Origin of the sequence: Variovorax robiniae, from assembly GCF_037889955.1 — a bacterium.
GTDB classification, from domain to species: Bacteria; Pseudomonadota; Gammaproteobacteria; order Burkholderiales; family Burkholderiaceae_C; genus Variovorax; species Variovorax robiniae.
Map to the genome: position 1 here is coordinate 68056 of NZ_JBBKZS010000008.1, position 21170 is coordinate 89225.

The following is a 21170-nucleotide window of genomic DNA, read 5'->3' on the forward strand; positions in this document are numbered from 1 at the left end:
CCGGAACAATGGAACGAGCCATGCAAGCCATCAACGGCACCACCGACCTCTACCTGATCCCGGGCGACCCGATCGCCAACGTTCGCGTGCCGCGGATGTTCAACGCGGTGTTCGCGCGCTTCGGCATCGATGCGGTGATGGTGCCGACGCGCGTGGCTGCGCGTGACCTGGCCGTGTTCCTGAAAGCGAGCTTCCTCGCGAAGAACCTCAAGGGCATGGTGATCGCGCCGCCGCACAAGCCGCTCATCGTGAGCCTGCTGGACGGCTGCGGCCTGTTCGGGCGCGTGGCGGGTTCGGTCAACATCGTGCGGCGCCTGGACAACGGCGAACTCGAGGGCGACCTGTTCGACGGCGAAGGCCTGGTCCATGCGCTCGACTACTACAACATTCCTTTTCGCGGCAAACGCGTGCTCGTGCTGGGCGCGGGCGTGAGCGCCGCGGCCATCGGCGTGGCGCTGGCGGAGGGCGGCACGGTGGACGGCGCCGAGCACATCGCCTTCTACGACCCGGTGGCGGGCAAGGCAATCGGCCTGGCGACGCAACTCGACTCCTTCTTCGACGCGACCGTGGTGTCGGTCGATTCCAGCGATCCGGCCAGCTACGACCTGATCGTGAACGCCTCGCAGGCCGGACTGCAACCCGGCGACCCGCTGGCCTGCGACGTGTCGCGGATGGAACCGCACGCGGCGCTCTTCGACATCCTGCTGCGCGGCCAGCCGACGCCGCTGGTGCAGGCCGTGCGCGCACGCGGGCTCAATGCGCAGGCGGGCTTCGAGATGCTGATCCAGCAGATGCCCAATTACCTCGACTACTTCGGCTATGGCGAGGCCGCCAACGGCGTGCGGCACGACATGCGCTTCCTGCGCGAGCAGATCTACCCCGAGGCGATGCGCGCCGAGATCGCCGCGCCGCTGCGCTATCACTCGGCCAGCGTGGCCTGAATCCAGAGGGATCCCACTCATGAGCATCTTCGAAGGCTTTCTTTCCACCCCGGAGACGCTGGCCGCGTTCGACGACCGCAGCTTCGTCGACGCCATGCTGCGCTTCGAGGCTGCGCTGGCGCGGGCCCAGGCCGCGGTCGGGCTGATCCCTGAGTCGGCCGCGAATTCGATCGTCAACAGTTGCAAGGTCGAACTGTTCGACGTGGCCCGCATCGTGCGCGAAAGCGGTCGCGCCGGCAGCGTGGCGATTCCGCTGGTCAAGGCGCTGAAGGAGGCGGTGGGCCTGTTCAATGCCGACGCGGTCGCGTTCACGCATTTCGGCAGCACCAGCCAGGACGTGATCGACACGGCCGTGGCGCAGGTCACGCGCAATGCGATGGCGCTGGTCGAAGCCGACCTGTCGCGCGCCATCGACGCGTTGCTGGACCACGCGGTGCAGCATGCGTCCACGCCGATGCTGGCACGCACGCTGATGCAGCCGGCCTCGGTCACCAGCTTCGGCTTCAAGTGCGCGGGCTGGGTGGCGCCGCTGGTGCGCAGTCGCAACCGTCTGCGCGTGGCCAAGGCCAACGCGCTGAATGTCCAGCTTGGCGGCGCGGTCGGCACGCTGGCGCAGATGGGCGACAAGGGCGGCGAGGTCAGGCGGCGCGTGGCCGAGGAACTCGAACTGGGCGACGCAGGCGCCACCTGGCATACGCAGCGCGACGAATGGGTCGCGCTGGGCTGCGAGCTGGGCCTCATGGTGGGCGCGCTCGGCAAGATCGCGCTCGACATCTCGCTGCTCGGCCAGTACGAAGTGGCCGAAGTCATGGAGCCGACCGAGCCTGGTCGCGGCGGCTCGTCGGCGATGCCGCACAAGCGCAATCCGGTCGCCTCGATGGTCGCGCTCGCCGCCGCGCAACGCGCGCCGCAGCGCGTGGCCGCGTTGCTGGGCGCGATGCCCCAGGAACACGAGCGCGCCCTCGGCGCCTGGCAGGCCGAGCTGGCCGAATGGCCACAGCTCCTGATGTCGGCGCATGGCAGCGTGCGTGCGCTGGCCGCCGCCTTGCCGGGCCTGCAGGTCGATGCGACGCGCATGCGCGCCAACATCGACCGCCTGCGCGCCGAACTGCCCAAGCATGCGGCCGACGAATGGTTCAACACCGCCCTCGCAGAGAACGCCGGGCGCCTGACGTTGGCGCAGGTCGAGCATCTGCGCAGCCTCGATACACAGAAGGAAAGAACTTGATGAGCAAGGACATCGACACCCCCCACGCCGACTACACACAAGGCCTGGTGCATCGCCGCCGCGTGCTCGGCGACGCCTGGGTCGACCGCGCGCTGGCCAATCGCAACGACTTCAACACCGAGTTCCAGGAGATGATCACGCGCCATGCGTGGAACGACATCTGGGGCCGGCCCGCGCTGGGCGACAAGACCCGCAGGCTGATGGTGCTGTCGATGATGCTGGGCGTGCATGCCTACGAGGAGTTCGCGATGCACGTGCGCGCCGCGTTGGACGGCCCGGCGGAATCGCGCCTCACGCCCGACGAGATCAAGGAAGTGATCATGATGTCGGCCATCTATTGCGGCGTGCCGGTCGCCAACCATGCCTTCGGCATCGCGACGGGCATCCTGCGCGAGAAGGGCCTGCTGCCCGCCGCGACACCATCCGCCTGAGGAGAGACCATGAGCAACAAGATCGAGTTGAACGTCCTTCGCGAAGGCCAGGGCCCCATCGTCGTGCTGAGCCATGCGCTCGGCTGCGACCTGCACATGTGGGACGGCGTGGCCGCGCTGCTGGCACGCGCGCACACGGTGATCCGGTACGACCACCGCAACCATGGCGGCTCGGCAAAGTCGACCGAAGCCTTCGGCATCGAGACGCTGGCCGACGATGTGATCGGGCTGATCGAGCGCGAAGCCCCCGGCGAGACGGTGCATTTCGTGGGCTTGTCGATGGGCGGCATGACGGCCCAGGCCCTGGCCGCGCGCCGGCCCGACCTGCTACGCAGCGTGACCATCGCCAATTCCTCCGCCTTCTACCCGGACCAGTCGCCGTGGCGCGCGCGCGTGGAGATGGTGGCGCAGCAAGGCGTGGCGGCGATCGCGCCGGGCGCGGTGTCGCGCTGGCTCACGCCGGAATGGGTCTCGACCTTCGAAGGAGAGGCGGCCGCGAAGGCGCTGCAGGACACGCTCGAGAAGACCGATGCCAACGGCTACATCGCGAGCTGCAACGCGGTCGCGGCGATCGATTTCCGCCAGAGCAACCATCGCATTGCGGTGCCGACGCTGGTCATCGGCGGCCTGCAGGACGAGGCCACGCCGATGCCGATGTCGAAGGAGATGGCGGACGCGATCCCCGGCGCGCGACTCCTGACCATCAACGCGGCGCACCTGAGCGCGGTGGAGCGGCCGGCGGACTTCACCAACTTGCTCATCGACTTCTGGCGCAGCCTTTGACCGAAGGCATGAATCTTTCTACTGAGGCCACCGATCTCGGGTCTCCGGTGCTCACCGTACTGGAGTACGGTTCCGCTCCTCTACCCGACCTCGGCGCCCTCGCTACGAAATCTTCACGCCTTCTAGGCTGAAAATCGATCGAACGTCGTTCCCATGTGCGGCGGTGGGGGAACTGGACTGCACGAATCCGCCAAGGTGCCGCAGCGCGCCGGCCACGTCCAGGCTTTCAATGGCCTCGAGAGGGCCGAGGTGCATCAGCGCAGCTCCGATGCAACTGCCCAATGCCCGCCGCAGGATCTCGCTTGCCGCGCAACGCCTGCTCACCACGGCAACTCCATCAGCCCGTCGTCCGGGCCGAAGACTTCGACCGTCGATGTCGCGAAGATCGCGGTGGCGAACATCGGCTCCGGGCCGACGCTGAAGATCTGGTGCGGCACGTTCCGCGGGATCAGCAGGCTGCAGTTGGGGCCGAAGCGGTGCACGCGGCCTTCCATGTGCAACTCGCCCTGGCCGCTGTGGCACACGACCACTTCCTCGGCGTCATGCCGATGGGGGGGCGTCGCCGCGCCCGGCGCCATGGTCTGCTGCCAGACGGTGAGGTCGTGCAGGCCTTGCCGGTCGTTGGCCAGCGTGCGGTGCTCGATGCCAGGAATGTGCGCGACCGGCAGGTCGGCATGGGAAACGATGGGCGTCGAGAAAGCTTGTGGGGTCATCGAAGGCTCCATGAAGTGAAGGGGGCTGGGCCGGGATTGGCGGATGCAAGTTTCGAAAAACGCCGGTGTGTTGTGAAGAGGCTTCAATGCCATAACATTGAGGACGTTTCTTCCTCAATGGGCGTCGCCAGATGCAAGGCCTCCAGCAGTTCCTGTCGTTCGCTGAAACGGCGCGTCATGGCAGCTTCGCCGCGGCGGCGCGCGAACTCGGCAGTGCGCCGTCGACCCTGGCCAAGGCGGTGACGCGACTGGAAGCCTCGCTCGGCGTCAAGCTGTTCCACCGCACCACCCGTCAGGTCAGCCTCACGCCGGACGGCGAGCGTCTTTACCGGCGTTGCGAGCGTGTGCTGACCGAGATCGAAGACCTGCATGCCGACGCGGCGGGCACCCGGGCCACCGTGGTCGGCACGCTGCGCGTCGACATGCCGATCGTCTATGGCCGCCGTGTGCTGCTCCCGGTGCTGGCCCGCCTCAAGGCCGAGCATCCGGGGCTGGAGCTCGACGTGCGCCTGCAGGACAGCTTCGTCGATCTGGTCCGGGACGGCATCGACCTGGCCGTGCGCGTCGGCGCGCTGCATGATTCGTCACTGGTGGCGCGGCGCTTCGACAGCCAGCACCTGTTGCTGTGCGCGAGCCCGGACTACATCGCGCGCCACGGCATGCCTGCCACGCTCGCCGCGCTGGAACAGCACCAGGCCGTGCTGTTCCGCATGCCGAGCAGTGGCCGCGACCGGCCCTGGCAATTCGTGCAGCGCGGCAAGCCCGTGAACCTGCAGCCGCGCAGCGAACTGCGCCTGAACGACGGCGAGGCGCTGGTGCAGGCGGCCGTGCTCGGCCTGGGCATGGTGCAGTTGCCCAGTGTCATGGTGGACGACGAATTGCGCGACGGTCGCCTGGTCGAATTGCTGCCATCGCTGCGGCCGCTGCCGATGCCGATCAGCGCGGTGTACCCCTCGCAACGCTTGCTGCCGCCGCGCGTGCGGGTGCTGCTGGACGCCTTGATGGCGCTCGAACGCACTGAGCCGCCTGAAAGGCCCAAGACCTTGAAACGCCGAGGGTCGCCACCACAGTGAAGAATGTCGCTTCCTTCTTTCACTGACCGCCGACCCGGCCCCCTTTTCATGACTGCCCATCTCCAGATTGATTTCGTGTCCGACGTGTCCTGCCCCTGGTGCGCCATCGGGCTCGGCGCGCTCGAGACCGCGCTGGCCCGCGTGGCCCCGGAGGTGCAGGCCGAGCTGCGCTTCCAGCCCTTCGAGCTGAATCCCAGGATGGTGCCCGAGGGCCAGGACATCGAGGAACACATCCGCGAGAAGTACGGCTCCTCGCCGGAGCAGCAGGCGCAGATGCGCGAGATGATCCGCCAGCGTGGCGCGGCGGTCGGCTTCGAGTTTGGCATCGGGCTGCGCAAGCGCATCTACAACACCTTCGACGCGCACCGCCTGCTGCACTGGGCGGAACTGCAAGGCGCGGCGCAACAACGCGCGTTGAAGAAGGCGCTGCTGGCGGCCTACTTCACGAAGGGCGAGAACCCCTCGGACCATGAGCTGCTGCTGCGGGTGGTCGGCGAGGTCGGCCTCGACGTGGCGCGCGCCCGCGAGATCCTGGCGAGCGACGAGTACGCCGCCGAGACACGCTCGCGGGAAAAGCTCTACACCGACGCCGGCATCCATTCGGTGCCGGCGATCATCATCAACAACCAGCACCTGATCTCGGGCGGGCAGCCGGCCGAGGTGTTCGAGCGGGCGCTGCGGCAGATTGCCGGGGCGCAGCCCTCGGCGACGGCCGTCGCCTGAACGGGCCAGGGCTACATCTCGTCGATCGAGGTGCTGCGCGTCGCGCCCTGTGCGGCGAGTGAATAGCGCTCGCGCGTCTTCACGTAAAAGCTCGCGCCGAAGCGGCCGATGGGGTAGTAGTTCTGCAGCCGCACGCGCCAGGTCTCGGTGTCGATCAACTCGTCGCGGGCGTGCATCCAGCGCACTTGGCCGATGAAGATCTGGCGGCTGGTGGTTTCCAGCTTTTCCCACAGCGTGCATTCAAAGGCGACCGGCGCTTCGGCGATGCGCGGCGGCTTCACGGCGCTGCTGGGAAGCGGGGTGAAGCCGACAACGTCGAGCTCGCTGATGTGCGGCGGATGACGGTCGCCACAGCGGTGCATCTGCTCGGCCGTGTCCTCGTCGGGCAGGTGCACCACGAATTCGCCGGTGCGAACGATGTTGGCAGCCGTGTCCTTCAGCACGCCGTTCTCCAGGCGGTTGACGCTGATCATGACAATGGGCGGCTCCTCGCCGAGCATGTTGAACATGCTGAAGGGCGCGGCGTTGACCACGCCATCGGGTCCGAGCGTAGTGACCAGCGCGATCGGGCGTGGCACGATCAGGCTTGCCATGAGTTTGTAGCGTTGATGCTCGGTGAGCGCGGCGAAGTCGATGTCCATGGGGGATGAAAGTCCGGGGTTTGCTCACAGTACGTTACCCCGAAAGCTGCGCGAGGGGTTTCCAATGAGCGATGTATTCAAGGTCCAGCAAGGAGCGAAGTCCATGCCCGAATGGGACAGAGCAGATTTCAGGCCAGTCCAGCGTGAATCGTCGGCCTCCCGCATCATCGTCGGCGTGCTGATCGCGGGCGCGATCGGCGCCGGTGGCTGGTGGTGGTACAGCACGCAACGGCAGCAACCCGCGCCGGTGGCGGTGACGCCCGCGGTGACGCCGCCGGTGGAGGATGAGCCGGCGCCACCCCCCGCGCCGGTGGCGACCGGCCCGCTGTTCCCCATCGAGCCGCAGCCCCCCGAGGCCGTCCCGACCGACCCTGACGCGCAGATGGCCCAGTTGCTGACGACCTTGCTCGGCCAGCAGGCGGTGTCCTCCTTCCTGCAGGTCGACGGCTTCACGCGGCGGGTGGTCGCCACGGTCGACAACCTCACGCGCGAGCAGGCCACGACGCGCATGTGGCCGGTGCAACCGACGCCGCAGCGCTTCAGCGTGGCGGGCGAAGGCGCGTCGCAGCGCATCTCGGCGGACAACGCGAAGCGCTATACGCCCTTCGTGGCCTTTGCCGAGAAGGTCGACACGTCGAAGGCCGTGGCGATGTACGTGAAGCTCTATCCGCGTTTCCAGCAGGCGTATGAGGAACTGGGCTATCCCAAGGGCTATTTCAACGACCGGCTGGTTGCGGTGCTCGACCACCTGCTCCAGGCGCCGGAGCCCGACGTGCCACCGCAGGTGAAGCTGACGGAGGTGAAGGGCGAATACCCGTCCGCGCAGCCCTGGACGCGCTACGAGTTTGCGGACCCGCAATACGAGTCGCTGTCGGCGGGGCAGAAGATGATGGTCCGCATGGGCGCGGCCAACGAGAAGCGGCTGAAGGCGAAGCTGGCGGAGTTCCGCAAGGGGGTTGCGGCAGGCGCGGTGCCCAAGAGTTGACGGGGACTGTGCGCTGCGGCTTGGGGCACGCGGGCTTTACGTCGGCGGCTTGCGGGGCGACCTGGCCTTCGGTGGCTTCTTCTCCTCGGGTGCGATGAAGCCGATAGGGCGCTTCGGCGGGTCGGGCGGCATCGTCAGTTCGCGCAGAACTTCAAAGATCTGTCGAAGTTGAGTGCGTGTGTTCTGGCTGAAGTTGTCGTGCCGCATCTCGAGCAGTTCCACTTTCTCTTCAAGGCCGGACAGCCGTTTGGCGAGGTCGGCGTGCAAGGCACTGGCCTGGCGCAACTGGACGAAGGCGCGCACGACATGGATGCCCATCTCCACGGCCTGCGGCGAGGCCAGCACGTTGGCGGCCTGGATGGCGCCGTGTTCGGTGAAGGCGTAGGGCAGCGTCCTGGAGAATTTGAGCTTGGCGAGGTGGTCACAGTTTGAGACCACCTCCGCTTTCTCCGCCGCCGTGAGTTGGAACATGAAGTCGGAAGGAAAGCGAGTGGGATTTCGCTTCACCGCCTGGTTCAACGCTTTCGTCGGCACGCCGTAGAGATCCGCCAGATCCGCATCGATCATCACCTTGATGCCGCGCAGGAGCTGGATTCGCCCCTCGATGCGGGGCAATAGCACATTGCTGCTTGTAGTTGTCATGTCTCCCCCTCTTGAAGCCGTGCCTGCCGCGCGCGGCTCCAGCGAGGCCTCTACGCCTCCTCGTACTCGCCCACCGGCACGCAACTGCAGAACAGGTTGCGGTCGCCGTACACGTTGTCGACGCGCCCGACCGGCGACCAGTACTTGTTCTGCTTGAGCGCAGCCAGCGGGAAGGCGCCGAGTTCCCGCGAGTAGGGGTGCGACCAGTCCGACGCCACCAGGCTCGCGGCCGTGTGCGGCGCGTGCTTGAGCGGGTTGTCCTCCTTGGGCCAGACACCTTCCTCGATGCGGCGGATCTCGCCGCGGATGGCGATCATCGCGTCGACGAAGCGGTCGAGTTCGGCCAGCGGCTCGCTCTCGGTCGGCTCGACCATCAGCGTGCCAGGCACCGGGAAGCTCAGCGTGGGCGCATGGAAGCCGTAGTCGATGAGGCGCTTGGCCACGTCCTCGGCGGTGACGCCGCTGGTGTCCTTGATCGGGCGCAGGTCCAGGATGCACTCGTGCGCGACGTGGCCGTTGGGGCTGGCGTACAGCGTGGGGTAGTGGTCCTTCAGGCGCGAGCTGATGTAGTTGGCGCTGAGGATGGCGACCTCGGTGGCGGCCTGGAGGCCGTCGGCGCCCATCATGCGGCAGTACATCCAGCTGATCGGCAGCACGGCCGCGTTGCCCAGGGGCGCAGCGGACACCGCGCCAGGGCCTTGCGTCGCGATGCCCGCCGTGGCATGGCCCGGCAGGAAGGGCACGAGGTCTTCCACCACGCACACCGGGCCGACGCCCGGGCCGCCGCCGCCGTGCGGGATGCAGAAGGTCTTGTGCAGGTTCAGGTGGCTCACGTCGCCGCCGAACTCGCCCGGTGCGGCCACGCCGACCAGCGCGTTCATGTTGGCGCCATCAACGTACACGCGCCCGCCGTGCGAATGCACGAGTTCGCACAGCGCCTTCACGCCGGTCTCGAACACGCCGTGCGTGCTGGGGTAGGTGATCATCACGCAGGCCAGGTGGCTGCTGTGCTTCTCGCAGGCGCGCTTGAGGTCGTCGAGGTCGACGTTGCCCTGTGAGTCGCAAGCCGTCACGACGACCTGCATGCCGACCATCTGCGCGCTGGCCGGATTGGTGCCGTGTGCGGACGACGGGATCAGGCAGATGTTGCGATGCGCCTCGCCGCGGGAGGCGTGGAAGGCCTTGATGGCCAGCAGCCCGGCGTACTCGCCCTGCGAGCCGGCGTTGGGTTGCAGGCTGATGCCGGCATAGCCCGTGGCTTCGCAAAGCCAGTCGCGCAACTGTTGATCGAGTTCGGCATAGCCCTCGCGCTGGTCGGCGGGCGCGAAGGGATGGATGTTCGCGAACTCGGGCCAGGTGATCGGGATCATCTCGCTGGTCGCGTTGAGCTTCATCGTGCAACTGCCCAGCGGGATCATGCTGCGGTCGAGCGCGAGGTCCTTGTCGCTGAGGCTGCGGATGTAGCGCAGCATGCCGGTTTCGCTCTTGTGCGTGTTGAACACCGGGTGCGTGAGGAAGTCGCTGCTGCGGCGCAGTTCGTCGGGGATGCGCGGCGTCACGCCTTCGGCCAGCAGTTCGAAGTGAGGCAAGTGGGCGTCCTTGGGCGCGAACAGGGCCCACAGGTCTTCCACGTCGGCATAGGTGCTGGTCTCGTCGAGCGAAAGGCCGAGGTGGCCTTGCATACGGCAGCGCAGGTTGATGTTGGCAGCCTGGGCGCGGTCGAGGATGGCCTGGGTGTCGTCGCCGGTCTGGATGGTCAGCGAATCGAAGGCGGTGGTGTTGGCCAGTTCGCGACCCATTTCCTCCAGGCCCTCGGCGAGGATGGCCGTCAGCGCGGCCACCCGCTGCGCGATGCGCAGCAGGCCTTGTGGACCGTGGTAGACGGCGTACATGCTGGCGATCACCGCCGGCAACACCTGCGCGGTGCAGATGTTGGACGTGGCCTTCTCGCGGCGGATGTGCTGCTCGCGCGTCTGCAGCGCAAGGCGATAGGCGGGGGCGCCATGGACGTCGACGCTGACGCCGACAAGACGGCCCGGCAGCGAGCGCTTGAACTCGTCGCGGCAGGCCAGGTAGGCCGCGTGCGGGCCGCCATTACACAGCGGCATGCCGAAGCGCTGGGTGGTGCCGCAGACGATGTCGGCATCCCATTCGCCAGGGGGCGCGAGCAGGGTCAGCGCCAGCAGGTCGGCAGCGACGCACAGCGCGGCGCCGTTGGCATGCGCATGGCCGGCCAGCGGGCGCAGGTCATGCACCTGGCCGGTGGTGCCGGGGTACTGCGCCAGCACGCCGAAGAAGTCTCCGCTCGCCATGAGATGCGGCAGGGTTTCGGTCGCGGTGCTGACTTTGATCTCGATGCCCAGCGGCGTGGCGCGGGTCTTGATGACCTCGATGGTCTGCGGATGGCAGTCGCCGGCCACGAGGAACACGTTGCTCTTGCTCTTGACGCTGCGCCGGGCCAGCGTCATGGCCTCGGCGGCGGCGGTGGCTTCGTCGAGCATCGAGGCATTGGCAATGGCCATGCCGGTCAGGTCGCAGACCATGGTCTGGAAGTTCAGCAGCGCCTCCATGCGACCCTGCGAGATCTCCGCCTGGTAGGGCGTGTAGGCGGTGTACCAGGCCGGATTCTCGAGGATGTTGCGCAGGATCACGCCCGGCGTGTGGGTGCCGTAGTAGCCCTGCCCGATGAAGTTGCGCGCCACCTTGTTCTTGCTGGCGATGGCCTTGAGTTCGGCCAGCGCGGCGGCCTCGGTGATGGCGGGCGGCAGGTCCATTGGCGCCGAACGGCGGATGGCCGGCGGCACGATGCCGTCGATCAGTTCCGCACGCGTGGCATGGCCGATGACGGGCAGCATGTGCGCCTCGTCGGCGGGCTCGATGCCGATGTGACGCGCGACGAACTCTTCGGCGTTCTCGAGTTGGCGCAGGGAGGGCAGGGCGTTGGGCATGGGGGTGTTCTTGTCAGGGGGCGGGGGAATGCGGGTGCGGAAACGGGATCGGCGAACCGAACGCAGAAGTCGCAAGGGTTTCGCAGAAGTCGCAAATGGACTTCGAAGGAAATTCTTTGTCTTCTTCTGCGACCTTTGCGGGAGCTCAGCGACTTCTGCGTTCGGCGGTCCGCATTCAGCGGCTTTGGATCAAGCCTCGGCCGAAAACTTGTCGTAGGCGGTCGAATCCATCAGCGCATCCAGTTGCGCCGGATCGCTGAGCTTGACCTTGAAGAACCAGCCGGCGGCCAGCGGGTCGGTGTTGGCGAGGGAGGGGTCAGCGCGCAGTGCCTCGTTGACTTCGACGACCTCGCCCGAGACGGGCATGTACACGTCGGCCGCGGCCTTGACGGACTCCACCACGCCGGCCACTTCCCCTTGCGCATAGTCGTTGCCGACCTGGGGCAGGTCGACGAACACCACGTCGCCCAGCGCGTCCTGCGCATGGACGGTGATGCCGACGGTGACGGTGTCGGCGCCTGTGGATTGGACCCACTCGTGGTCCTTGGTGTACTTGACGGTCATGGAAGCTCCTGGAAAAAAATCTGTTGGATCGAGGCGGGTCAGCCGCGGTAGTAGCGTGTCGGCACGAAAGGCATGGTGGTCACTTCCATCGGCACGGGCTTGCCGCGCACGATGGCCTGGATGCGGGTGCCCGGCTCGGAAAAGGCCGTGGCGATGTAGGCCATCGCGATCGGGCGGTCGGCCGTGGGGCCGAGCAGGCCGCTGGTCACCTTGCCGATGGGATGGCCCTCGAAGGATTGCAGTTCGCTGCCGTCGCGAACGGGCACGCGCTCCAGCGCGACCAGGCCGACGCGCTTGCGCGTGAGCGTCTTCTGGTCGACATGGCCGGCCAGGTCGGTGGCCACGGCGAGCTGCGCCAGGATCTTGTCGGCGCCAGGGAAGCCGCCGGCGCGCGCGCCACCGGTGCGGCGCACCTTCTGCATCGCCCAGTTGAGCGCGGCCTCGACCGGCGTGGTCGTCGTGTCGATGTCGTTGCCGTAGAGGCAGAGGCCGGCTTCCAGGCGCAGTGAATTGCGCGCGCCCAGGCCGATGGGCTTGACCTCGGGTTGCGCCAGCAGGAGGCGGGCGAGGGCGTCGGCGTCGCTCGCGGCGACAGAGATCTCGAAGCCGTCTTCGCCGGTGTAGCCGCTGCGGGTGACGAAAGCCGGGATCGTGCCGATCTGCACCGCTCCGCCGGTCATGAAGACGTAGCGTTCGACACCGGGCGACAGGCGCGCCAGCGTGGCGGCGGCCTGCGGGCCCTGCAGCGCGAGCAGCGCGTGGTCGGGCAGCGGCTGGACCGCGCAGCGCCCGCCGATCCTCGCCGTGATGTGCCCGATGTCGGCCGCCTTGCAGGCCCCGTTCACGATCACGAAGATCGAGTCGTTGCCCTCGTTGAAGAACATCAGGTCGTCGAGGATGCCGCCGTTGTCGTCCAGCAGCAGGCCGTAGCGCTGCTTGCCGGGCGCCAGGCCGATCACGTCGACCGGCATCAGCGTCTCGAAGGCGGCGGCCGCATCCGGGCCGACCAGGCGCAGCTGACCCATGTGCGAGATGTCGAACAGCCCGGCAGCTTCGCGCGTGTGCTTGTGCTCGGCCATCAGGCCGCTCGGGTATTGCACCGGCATCGAGTAGCCGGCGAAGGGGACCATGCGGCCGCCCAGTTCGACGTGCAGGTCGTGCAGCGGGGTCTTGAGCAGCGGGGCGTCGGAAGCGGTGTCGGAAGAGGAGGCCATGGGGCTTTCCAGTGGGGCAGTCGAATTCCATGACGCAAGCCATGGGCCACCCCTGCTGTCCGCTTTACCTGAGAGATTCGCCCCACGATCGGGGTTTGCTCCTTCGGTGGGCCGCGTTTCCGCGACCTCTCTCCAGCAAGGAAACGCCCGCGTGACCGGGCGCCTTGTCAGTCCTTTTGCCTGAGCGTTCGGACCCCATCTTTGGGGGCCCTGCGCCTTCGGCGGCCCCGGCTGGCGGGGCGCTCTCCTGACCCCGCGAGTGTAACGGTTCGCGGCCTATTTGAAGCCGAGCGCGTGCGGCATCCAGGTGCTCAGCGCGGGCACGAAAGTCAGCAGCACCAGCACCGCGCCATGCGCCCACAGGAAGGGCACCAGTTCGCGCACCAGTTGCGACATCGGCACCTTGGAGACATTGCAGGTCACGAACAGCAACCCGCCCACTGGCGGCGTGATCATCCCGAGCGTCAGGTTGTAGATCACGATCATCGCGAAGTGCACCGGGTCCACGCCCAGCTTCATCGCCACCGGCGCCAGGATCGGCGCCAGCACCATCACCCCCGGCAGCGGCTCGATGAAGATGCCGAACAGCAGCAGGAACACGTTGACGATGATCAGGAACATCCACGGCGAGAGGTTCATGCTCACCAGCCACTCGGCCATCTGCTGCGGAATGCCCTCGATCGTCAAGATCCACGCGAACGAGGCCGACAGGCCGATGATGATCAGCACCGAGGCCGACAGCAGCGCCGAGCGTTCGAGGATGTTCGGCAGTGCCTTCCATTCCAGCGTGCGATAGACGAACTTGCCGCACACCAGCGCGTAGAACACGGCCACCACGGACGCCTCGGTCGGCGTGAACCAGCCGGCGCGCATGCCGCCGAGGATCACCACCGGCAGCAGGATCGCCGGCAGCGCCTTCCAGGTGGTCAGCAGGATCTCGCGCAGCGGGGGCGTCTCGCCGTCGCCCTTGTAGTTGCGCTTCTTCGAGACGTAGAAGTTGACGATGCACATCGCCACCGCGATCAGGATGCCCGGCAGGATGCCAGCCACGAACAGCGTGCCGACCGAGACCGACTCGTCCTGCAGCGCATAGATGATCATGATGATCGACGGCGGGATGATCGGCCCCACGATGGCGGTCGACGCGGTCAGCGCCGCCGCGTACGAGCGGTCGTAGCCGGCCTTGTCCATCATCTTGATCAGCATCGACCCGGGCCCCGCTGCATCGGCCAGCGCAGAGCCGGAGATGCCGGAGAAGAAGGTCAGCGACACCACGTTGGTGTAGCCCAGCCCGCCGCGCCGATGGCCGACGAACTGCCCGGCGAAGCGCAGCAGCACCTCGGTCAGCGAGCCGCCGCTCATGAGCTCGGCGGCCAGGATGAAGAAGGGCACCGCCATCAGCGGAAAGCTGTCGATGCCGGTGAAGGTTTCCTTCAAGAGCACGAGCAGCGGATAGCTCTCGGCGAGGATCAGCGTGGCCGCGGTGGCCAGGCCGAGCGCGAAGGCCACGGGCACGCCGATCGCGAGAAAAATGCAGGCGGAAACGATGAGAACGATGCTGGCATCCATGTCGTTCTCCTTACAGCGACGCGCTGGCGTTGGCGTCGAAGTGCTCGTCGGAAGCGAACTCCCGGCGCAGCACATACGGCTTCACCACGAACAGGAAGTGCACGATCAACAGTACGCCGCCGATCAGCATCGCGCTGTAGATGTAGGCGAACGGAATCTGCGTGACGGCGGTGAGCTGGAACATGGTGCGCTGCATGTAGAGCCAGCCGTACCAGACCATGAAGCCGAAGAAGGCGAACAGCAGCGCCGCGACGACCATGCGCACCGCGATCGCGCCGGCGCGCGGCAGCGCGTCCTGCAGGTTCTCCACTGCGATGTGGCCGCCGTAGCGCAGCACCGGCCCGGCCCCCAGGAAGGTGAGCCAGATCATCATGTGGCGCGAGACCTCCTCGGCCCATTCCAGCGACTGGTTGGTGAGGTAGCGCAGCGCCACGTTGGTGAAGATGATGACCGACATCGCGGCCAGGAGAAGGATCAGGGCCCAGCGGTTGGCCGCGAGGAAATGGCGCTCGAAAGCTTGCACGTGTGGAATCTCGTTGGTCTTTGAAAAGCGAACCGCCCGGCACCTCGCGGGCCGGGCGGTGTCAGGGCGCGCCGCGGAGGCTTACTTGACGTCCGAGATCTTCTTGATGTTGTCGGCGCCGAACTCCTTGGCGTAGCCGACATAGGCGGGCTTCAGCGCCTCGCGGAAGGCGGCGCCGTCGACGGTCTTGGTGACCTTCATACCGTCCTTCTCGAGCTGGGCGATGCCGTTGTTCTCGTCGTCGTTGACCTTCTTGCGCTGGGCCACGGAAGCCTTCTGCGCGGCGTCGACGAACACCTTCTTGTCGGCATCGGACAGCTTGTTCCAGACCTTCGGCGACAGCAGCAGCAGCGCCGGCGAGTAGACGTGGCCGGTCAGCGAGAGATGCTTCTGCACCTGCGAGAACTTGGCCGACAAGATGACGGGGATCGGGTTCTCCTGGCCGTCGACCGTGCCTTGCTGCAGCGCGCCGAACAGTTCGGGGAAGGCCATCGGCGTCGGCAGGATGCCGAAGGTGCGGTAGCCGTCCATGTGCACCTTGTTCTCCATCGTGCGCATCTTCAAGCCGGCAGCGTCGGTGGGCTTGACGATGTCGCGCTTGCTGTTCGTCATGTGGCGGAAGCCGTTCTCGGTCCAGGCCAGCGCGATGATGCCCTTGCTCGGGAACTTGGTCAGGATGTCCTGGCCGATCGGGCCGTCCATCACCTTGCGCGCATGGTCGTAGTCGCGGAACAGGAAGGGGATGTCGACGATCTTGACCTCGGGCACGAAGTTGCCGACCGGGCCGGTGGACGTGTTCAGCAGGTCCTGCGTGCCGAGCTGTATCGCCTCGATCTGCTCGCGTTCACCGCCCAGTGCCGAGTTGGCGAAGTGCTGGCACTTGTAGCGGCCTTGCGTGCCCTTCTCGATCTCGTCGCAGAACACCGTCGAGCCCACGCCGTAATGCGATTCCTTGGACGTGGCGTAACCGATCTTGAGCGTGGTCGTTTGTGCGAACGCACCCGCGCTGAGGGCGAGCGAAAGGCATGCGGCGGCGATGTGGCCGAGTTTCATGAAGTCTCCGTTGGGAAAGGCTTTGCACACAGTGTGCAAAAAACCGTCAACTATGCCGCAAGTGGTAGCGTTACCGCGTCGGGATTTTCACGGACGTAGTCGCGCAGGATGGTATCGATGCTCTCGTCGGCGAACAGGCCCAGGTCGCGCGCGCGCACCCATTCGAAGCGGCCGGGCCAGCCGGTGATGATCTCGGTGATGGTGCGGTCCGGCTGCATGTCGAGCAGGTCGGTGGCGGCGGAGCCGCCGATGCGGTACAGCGCCTGCACCATCTCGTCCACGCTGACGCACAGGGAAGGGAGGTTGACGGCGGTGCGCGGCCCCCATTTGGCATGCGGCGCGGTCGCGGCACAGATCAGCCCCTCGATGGTGCGTGCGGGCGACGACAGCGCCACCATCGTCTCCGGCGGCACCGGGCAACGCGAGGGCAGGCCGGCCAGCGGCTCGCGGAACATGCCGCTGAGGAAGCCCGACGCGGCGCCATTGGGCTCGCCCGGGCGCACGGCCACGGTCATGAGGCGCACGCTGCGCGCGTGGATGTAGCCCTTGCGCCCGTAGTCGGCCATCAGTTGTTCGCCGACGTACTTCTGCGTCCCGTAGCTGGTCTGCGGCGTGGGCAGCGTGTCGTCCTCGATCACGTAGGGCAGCGGCGCGCCGTACACGGCCAGGGAGCTCGCGTAGACGACCAGCGGCCGGGTGTGCTGCGCGCGGCAAGCTTCCAGCAGGGCATAGGTCGCGAGGAAGTTGCTGCGCATGCCGAGTTCGAAGTCGGCCTCCGACTCACCGCTCACGGCGGCGGCCAGGTGGAAGACCACGGCCGTCTCCGGCGGCAGGGCGCGCTGGGGACTGTCGGGGGCGAGCAGTTCGCACAGGTCGCCGACGATCACGTTCACCTTGGGATGGTCCGCCAGGTCGTCGGGCGGCTGCACCCGGTCGACCAGGGTGATCATGCCGATCCGGTGCTCCTTGCCGCCGCCGACGCCAAGGCCGCCCCGCGCCAGCAGCTTGCGCGCCAGTCGCGCCCCGAGGAACCCGGCACCGCCGGTGATCACGATTTGCATCCGATGTTCTCCAATCTGCCTGCCAGCTTAGAACGATGTCATGACATATCGCCTCCTTCATTCGAAGCAGGAAACATACCGCTACAAAATGTAAACAAAAAACGCGCCCTTGGGCGCGTTCTGGCAGGGGACAGGGGGAATTACATCCCTACGTAGTTCGGTCCGCCACCGCCTTCCGGCGTAACCCAGACGATGTTCTGGGTCGGGTCCTTGATGTCGCAGGTCTTGCAGTGCACGCAGTTCTGGGCATTGATCTGCAGGCGCTGCTTGCCGGCGTCGCCGTCGGGGACGAACTCGTACACGCCGGCCGGGCAGTAGCGCGACTCGGGGCCCGCAAACTTCGCCAGGTTGATGTTGACGGGCACCGACGCGTCTTTCAGCGTCAGGTGGGCCGGCTGGTGCTCTTCATGGTTGGTGTTGCTGATGAACACGCTGGAGAGGCGGTCGAAGGTGAGCTTGCCATCCGGCTTGGGGTAGACGATGGGCTCGCACTCTGACGCCGGCTTGAGCGCCAGGTGGTCCGGCTTGTCGCGGTGCAGGGTCCATGGCACGTGGCCCTTGAGCAGGAACTGCTCGATGCCGTTCATGAACGTCGCGACGGCCAGCCCCTTCTTGAACCAGCTCTTGAAGTTGCGTGCCTTGTACAGCTCCTTGTAGAGCCAGCTCTTTTCGAAGGCGGCCGGATAGGCCGTGAGCTCGTCGTGCTGGCGGCCCGCTTGCAGGGCGGCGTAGGCGGCTTCGGCGGCCAGCATGCCGGTCTTGATGGCTGCGTGGCTGCCCTTGATGCGGCTCACGTTGAGGTAGCCAGCGTCGCAGCCGACCAGCGCGCCACCCGGGAACACCGTCTTGGGCAGCGACATCAGGCCGCCGGCCGTGATCGCGCGGGCGCCATAGCCGATGCGCTTGGCCGGCTTGATGCCATGTTCTTCATCGCCCTCGAGGTACCAGCGGATGTTCGGGTGCGTCTTCCAGCGCTGCATTTCCTCGAAGGGGCTGAGGTACGGGTTGCTGTAGTCGAGGCCGGTGATGAAGCCCAGCGTGACCTTGTTGTCTTCCATGTGATAGAGGAAGGCGCCGCCATAGGTGTCGCTCTTCATGGGCCAGCCGGCCGTGTGCAGCACGAAGCCGGGCTGGTGCCGCTTGGGGTCGATTTCCCAGACTTCCTTGACGCCGAGACCGTAGGCCTGCGGGTCCTTGCCGGCATCGAGCTTGTACTTGGCGATGAGCTGGCGGCCCAGGTGGCCGCGTGCGCCTTCCGCGAAGATCGTGTACTTGCCGTGCAACTCCATGCCGAGCTGGAAGTTGTCGGTGGGCTCGCCGTCCTTGCCGACGCCCATGTTGCCGGTGGCGACACCGCGCACCGAGCCGTCATCGTTGTAGAGCACTTCGGCCGCGGGAAAGCCGGGGAAGATCTCGACGCCGAGGTTCTCGGCCTGCTGGCCCAGCCACTTGGTGAAGTTGCCCAGGCTGATGATGTAGTTGCCGTGGTTGTTGAAGCATTCCGGCAGGAAGAAGTTGGGCGTGCGGTAGCCGGTCTTCTCGCTGAGGAACACCATCGCGTCGTCGGTGACGGGCTGGTTCAGCGGGGCGCCGAGTTCGGCCCAGTCGGGCAGCAGTTCATTGAGGGCGCGCGGGTCCATGATGGCGCCCGACAGGATGTGAGCGCCGGGCTCGGAGCCCTTCTCGAGGACCACGACGGAGATTTCCGTGTTGTTCTTGGCGGCCAGCTGCTTCAGGCGGATCGCGGTGGACAGGCCCGCGGGGCCGCCACCGACTACGACGACGTCGTACTCCATGGCTTCGCGGGGGCCGAACTGGGCGAGGATTTCGTCGTGGGTCATGGGCTGGCCGATAATGATTTTTGGTTGCAGGGGAGCGGGGGATGCGCGGCATTTTATGCGGCACATGGTCTCGTCCCCTGTCATTCGGTGATACCCCAGTGGTGTCGCCCGCGAGACGCATGAGGGACCCCGCCATGACATACAGCATCGATCTCGCAGGCCGCGTGGCCTTCGTCACGGGCGCGTCGAGCGGACTCGGCGCGCAGTTTGCCAGGACGCTCTCGCGCGCCGGTGCCGCGGTGGTACTGGCCAGCCGCCGCGTCGACAAGCTCAAGGAACTGCGCGCCCGCATCGAAGGCGAGGGTGGCGACGCGCATGTAGTCGAACTCGACGTGACCGACCGGCAGAGCATCAAGGCGGCCGTGGCGCGTGCGGAGACGGAGGTGGGCTCCATCGACATCCTCGTCAACAACTCGGGCGTGAGCAACACGCAGCGCCTCGTCGACGTGGACGAGGAGGACTACGACTTCATCTTCGACACCAATGCCAAGGGCTCCTTCTTCGTGGCGCAGGAGGTGGCGCGCCGCATGATCCAGCGGGCCCGCGGTGCGGCGCCGGGGACGTACACGGGTGGCCGCATCATCAACATCGCATCGATGGCCGGGCTGAAGGTGTTGCCGCAGATCGGTGTGTACTGCATGAGCAAGGCGGCGGTGGTGCAGATGACGCGGGCCATGGCGCTGGAATGGGGGCGCTTCGGCATCAACGTGAATGCGCTGTGCCCCGGCTATATCGAGACAGAGATCAACCAGCACCATTGGGGCACCGACGGCGGCCAGAAGCTGGTCGGCATGCTGCCGCGCAAGCGCGTGGGCAAGCCGGAGGACCTGGATGGGCTGGTGGTGTTGCTGTCGAGTGCGCAGAGCCACTTCGTGAATGGCGCTGTCATTGCCGCCGACGACGGGTTCGCGCTCTGAAATCGCCTGCGTTCGTCGGCATCCTCGCCGGATTGGCCGCTGGCGCGCTGTGGGGCCTGGTGTTCGTGGCGCCGCGCATGGTCGGCAATTTCAGCATGGTGGACATCGCCGCGGCGCGCTTTGTCGTGTTTGGCGTTGTCTCGGCGCTGATGGTGTTTTCGCGTCCGGCAGCGCGGCGATGGCCCACGATGCGGCAGGGTTGGGCGGCGTTGGCCTTGAGCGTGCTGGGCTTCACGGGCTACTACGTGCTGCTGGCCTTCGGTATCCAGTTGGCCGGCACGGCGGTGCCGAGCCTCGTGATCGGCACCATTCCGGTCTGGATGATGCTGCTGGGCCGACCACCCGGCCTGCGACTGTCGACTTTGTTGCCCGGCTTGGCGTTGACCGCAGCCGGCATCGGGCTGATGGTCGCCGCGTCATGGCCGGAGTCGGGCGCGGGCGGGCCGTCATTCGGCATGGGGCTGTTGCTCGCGCTGCTGGCCATGGCGAGCTGGACGGCCTTCGGGTTGCTCAACGCCGGGTGGCTGGGACGGCACCCGGACGTGGCCGCGGCCGATTGGGCCAACTGGCTCGGCATCGCCACCGGGTTGGGTTCGCTGCTCCTCTGGTGGGTGGCCGGCTCCGGCGTGACGGCGTTCAGCGCGCAGCCGAACCTGCCGATGTTCTGGATCATCGCGATCGCCGGCGGTGCGGGCTCCTCGTGGCTGGCCACGGTGCTGTGGAACGTCGCCAGCCAGCGCCTGTCGGCCAGTCTGTGCGGCCAGTTGATCGTGAGCGAGACGCTGTTCGCGTTGCTCTATTCCTTTGCCTGGGATGGCCGCTGGCCGCATGTGGCCGAATGGGCTGCGGCGGCATTGTTCGTCCTCGGCATCCTCGCATCCATCAAGGCACACCGATGAAGTACCTCATTCCAGAGAAAAAGAAGTTCGTCTACGAAATGACGATCCCCATCCGCTGGGGCGACATGGATGCGATGAAGCATCTCAACAACGCCAGCTATTTCCGCTACCTCGAGACGGTGCGCATCGACTGGGTCCATACGCTACATGCGCCGGCCGAGGCGAACGGCGAAGGCATGGTCATCGCCAATGCCTTCTGCAACTTCTACCGGCAGCTCGAATACCCCGGCAACGTGCTGATGCGCCTGTACGTGAGCGACCCGGGCCGCACGACCTTCGAGACCTGGGCGACGATGGCGCGCACCGAGGCGCCGGATGTCATCTTCGCAGCCGGCGGCGCGACCACGATCTGGGTGGACTACGCGAGGCAGAAGGCGGTAGATATGCCGGACTGGTTGCGCGACATCGTGAGCAGCTGACG

The 21170-nt window shown here is 66.7% G+C and carries 21 protein-coding genes and 2 riboswitches; of the genes, 10 read left to right on the top strand and 11 right to left on the bottom strand.

Translation table 11 applies throughout. The annotated features are described in order from the left end of the window. The first annotated feature begins 20 nt into the window (after nt 1-20). Genes WKW79_RS19235 through WKW79_RS19250 form a run of 4 tightly spaced genes read left to right on the top strand, consistent with a single transcriptional unit; the run spans nt 21 to nt 3383 of the window. Nucleotides 21-941 carry a shikimate dehydrogenase family protein gene (locus WKW79_RS19235; RefSeq protein ID WP_340336794.1) on the top strand — a complete coding sequence of 307 codons (921 nt, stop codon included), beginning with the start codon at nt 21-23 and terminating at the stop codon, nt 939-941. A gap of 19 nt (nt 942-960) precedes the next feature. Beyond that, nucleotides 961-2169, top strand: coding sequence for a 3-carboxy-cis,cis-muconate cycloisomerase (gene pcaB, locus WKW79_RS19240; RefSeq protein ID WP_340336795.1), 1209 nt, complete (start codon nt 961-963; stop codon nt 2167-2169). Further along, the gene (locus tag WKW79_RS19245) at nt 2169-2600 is read left to right on the top strand and encodes a carboxymuconolactone decarboxylase family protein (protein ID WP_340336796.1); all 432 of its coding nucleotides are present in this window, start codon (nt 2169-2171) and stop codon (nt 2598-2600) included. The genes pcaB and WKW79_RS19245 overlap by 1 nt, the downstream gene beginning before the upstream one ends. A 9-nt stretch (nt 2601-2609) precedes the next feature. Then, a complete protein-coding gene (locus WKW79_RS19250) occupies nt 2610-3383 on the top strand; it encodes an alpha/beta fold hydrolase (RefSeq protein ID WP_340336797.1) in 774 nt (257 codons plus the stop codon). A gap of 320 nt (nt 3384-3703) precedes the next feature. Here the strand turns inward: WKW79_RS19250 and WKW79_RS19255 are convergent, their stop codons facing one another. Beyond that, a complete protein-coding gene (locus tag WKW79_RS19255; RefSeq protein WP_340336798.1) occupies nt 3704-4096 on the bottom strand; it encodes a cupin domain-containing protein in 393 nt (130 codons plus the stop codon). 131 nt (nt 4097-4227) lie between these two features. Here WKW79_RS19255 and WKW79_RS19260 point away from each other — a divergent pair, with 131 nt between their 5' ends. Then, a complete protein-coding gene (locus WKW79_RS19260; protein ID WP_340336799.1) occupies nt 4228-5169 on the top strand; it encodes a LysR family transcriptional regulator in 942 nt (313 codons plus the stop codon). 48 nt (nt 5170-5217) lie between these two features. Then, nucleotides 5218-5892 carry a DsbA family oxidoreductase gene (locus WKW79_RS19265; RefSeq protein WP_340336800.1) on the top strand — a complete coding sequence of 225 codons (675 nt, stop codon included), beginning with the start codon at nt 5218-5220 and terminating at the stop codon, nt 5890-5892. Nucleotides 5893-5903: 11 nt separating this feature from the next. Here WKW79_RS19265 and WKW79_RS19270 read toward each other — a convergent pair whose 3' ends face one another. Further along, nucleotides 5904-6533 carry a flavin reductase family protein gene (locus WKW79_RS19270; protein ID WP_340336801.1) on the bottom strand — a complete coding sequence of 210 codons (630 nt, stop codon included), beginning with the start codon at nt 6531-6533 and terminating at the stop codon, nt 5904-5906. Nucleotides 6534-6636: 103 nt separating this feature from the next. Between WKW79_RS19270 and WKW79_RS19275 the strand changes: the two genes are divergently transcribed. Beyond that, nucleotides 6637-7518: a DUF3014 domain-containing protein gene (locus tag WKW79_RS19275; RefSeq protein WP_340336802.1), complete on the top strand. Its 882-nt coding sequence runs from the start codon at nt 6637-6639 to the stop codon at nt 7516-7518. Between the two features lie 36 nt (nt 7519-7554). Here WKW79_RS19275 and WKW79_RS19280 read toward each other — a convergent pair whose 3' ends face one another. The 9 genes from WKW79_RS19280 to WKW79_RS19320 all read right to left on the bottom strand — a co-directional run bounded on the left by WKW79_RS19280 (nt 7555) and on the right by WKW79_RS19320 (nt 18933). Beyond that, the gene (locus WKW79_RS19280) at nt 7555-8160 is read right to left on the bottom strand and encodes an ORF6N domain-containing protein (RefSeq protein WP_340336803.1); all 606 of its coding nucleotides are present in this window, start codon (nt 8158-8160) and stop codon (nt 7555-7557) included. 50 nt (nt 8161-8210) lie between these two features. After that, a complete protein-coding gene (gcvP, locus tag WKW79_RS19285; RefSeq protein ID WP_340336804.1) occupies nt 8211-11108 on the bottom strand; it encodes an aminomethyl-transferring glycine dehydrogenase in 2898 nt (965 codons plus the stop codon). 189 nt (nt 11109-11297) lie between these two features. Next, a complete protein-coding gene (gene gcvH / locus WKW79_RS19290) occupies nt 11298-11672 on the bottom strand; it encodes a glycine cleavage system protein GcvH (RefSeq protein ID WP_340336805.1) in 375 nt (124 codons plus the stop codon). 38 nt (nt 11673-11710) lie between these two features. Continuing rightward, entirely contained in the window at nt 11711-12886 is a 1176-nt protein-coding gene (gene gcvT / locus WKW79_RS19295) for a glycine cleavage system aminomethyltransferase GcvT (protein ID WP_340336806.1), read from the bottom strand. Between the two features lie 45 nt (nt 12887-12931). Further along, a riboswitch (glycine riboswitch) is annotated at nt 12932-13032 on the bottom strand. 20 nt (nt 13033-13052) lie between these two features. Beyond that, nucleotides 13053-13138: riboswitch (glycine riboswitch) on the bottom strand. Nucleotides 13139-13162: 24 nt separating this feature from the next. Next, nucleotides 13163-14455: a TRAP transporter large permease gene (locus WKW79_RS19300; RefSeq protein ID WP_340336807.1), complete on the bottom strand. Its 1293-nt coding sequence runs from the start codon at nt 14453-14455 to the stop codon at nt 13163-13165. 10 nt (nt 14456-14465) lie between these two features. Further along, nucleotides 14466-14978, bottom strand: a complete 513-nt coding sequence (locus WKW79_RS19305) for a TRAP transporter small permease (RefSeq protein ID WP_340336808.1) — start codon at nt 14976-14978, stop codon at nt 14466-14468. An 81-nt stretch (nt 14979-15059) separates the two neighbouring features. After that, nucleotides 15060-16031, bottom strand: coding sequence for a TRAP transporter substrate-binding protein (locus tag WKW79_RS19310; RefSeq protein ID WP_340336809.1), 972 nt, complete (start codon nt 16029-16031; stop codon nt 15060-15062). A gap of 50 nt (nt 16032-16081) precedes the next feature. Further along, on the bottom strand, nt 16082-17092 hold the full coding sequence (denD, locus tag WKW79_RS19315) for a D-erythronate dehydrogenase (RefSeq protein WP_340336810.1): 1011 nt from the start codon (nt 17090-17092) through the stop codon (nt 16082-16084). A 140-nt stretch (nt 17093-17232) separates the two neighbouring features. Then, nucleotides 17233-18933, bottom strand: coding sequence for an electron transfer flavoprotein-ubiquinone oxidoreductase (locus WKW79_RS19320; RefSeq protein WP_340336811.1), 1701 nt, complete (start codon nt 18931-18933; stop codon nt 17233-17235). Nucleotides 18934-19067: 134 nt separating this feature from the next. Here WKW79_RS19320 and WKW79_RS19325 point away from each other — a divergent pair, with 134 nt between their 5' ends. The 3 genes from WKW79_RS19325 to WKW79_RS19335 are packed head-to-tail and all read left to right on the top strand — an operon-like array spanning nt 19068 to nt 21168. Beyond that, nucleotides 19068-19850 carry an SDR family oxidoreductase gene (locus WKW79_RS19325; RefSeq protein WP_340336812.1) on the top strand — a complete coding sequence of 261 codons (783 nt, stop codon included), beginning with the start codon at nt 19068-19070 and terminating at the stop codon, nt 19848-19850. Between the two features lie 20 nt (nt 19851-19870). After that, complete coding sequence (locus tag WKW79_RS19330; protein ID WP_340337043.1) at nt 19871-20749, top strand: DMT family transporter; 879 nt, start codon at nt 19871-19873, stop codon at nt 20747-20749. Continuing rightward, nucleotides 20746-21168, top strand: a complete 423-nt coding sequence (locus tag WKW79_RS19335) for an acyl-CoA thioesterase (protein WP_340336813.1) — start codon at nt 20746-20748, stop codon at nt 21166-21168. Before WKW79_RS19330 ends, WKW79_RS19335 begins: the two co-directional genes overlap by 4 nt. The last annotated feature ends 2 nt before the right edge of the window (nt 21169-21170 follow it).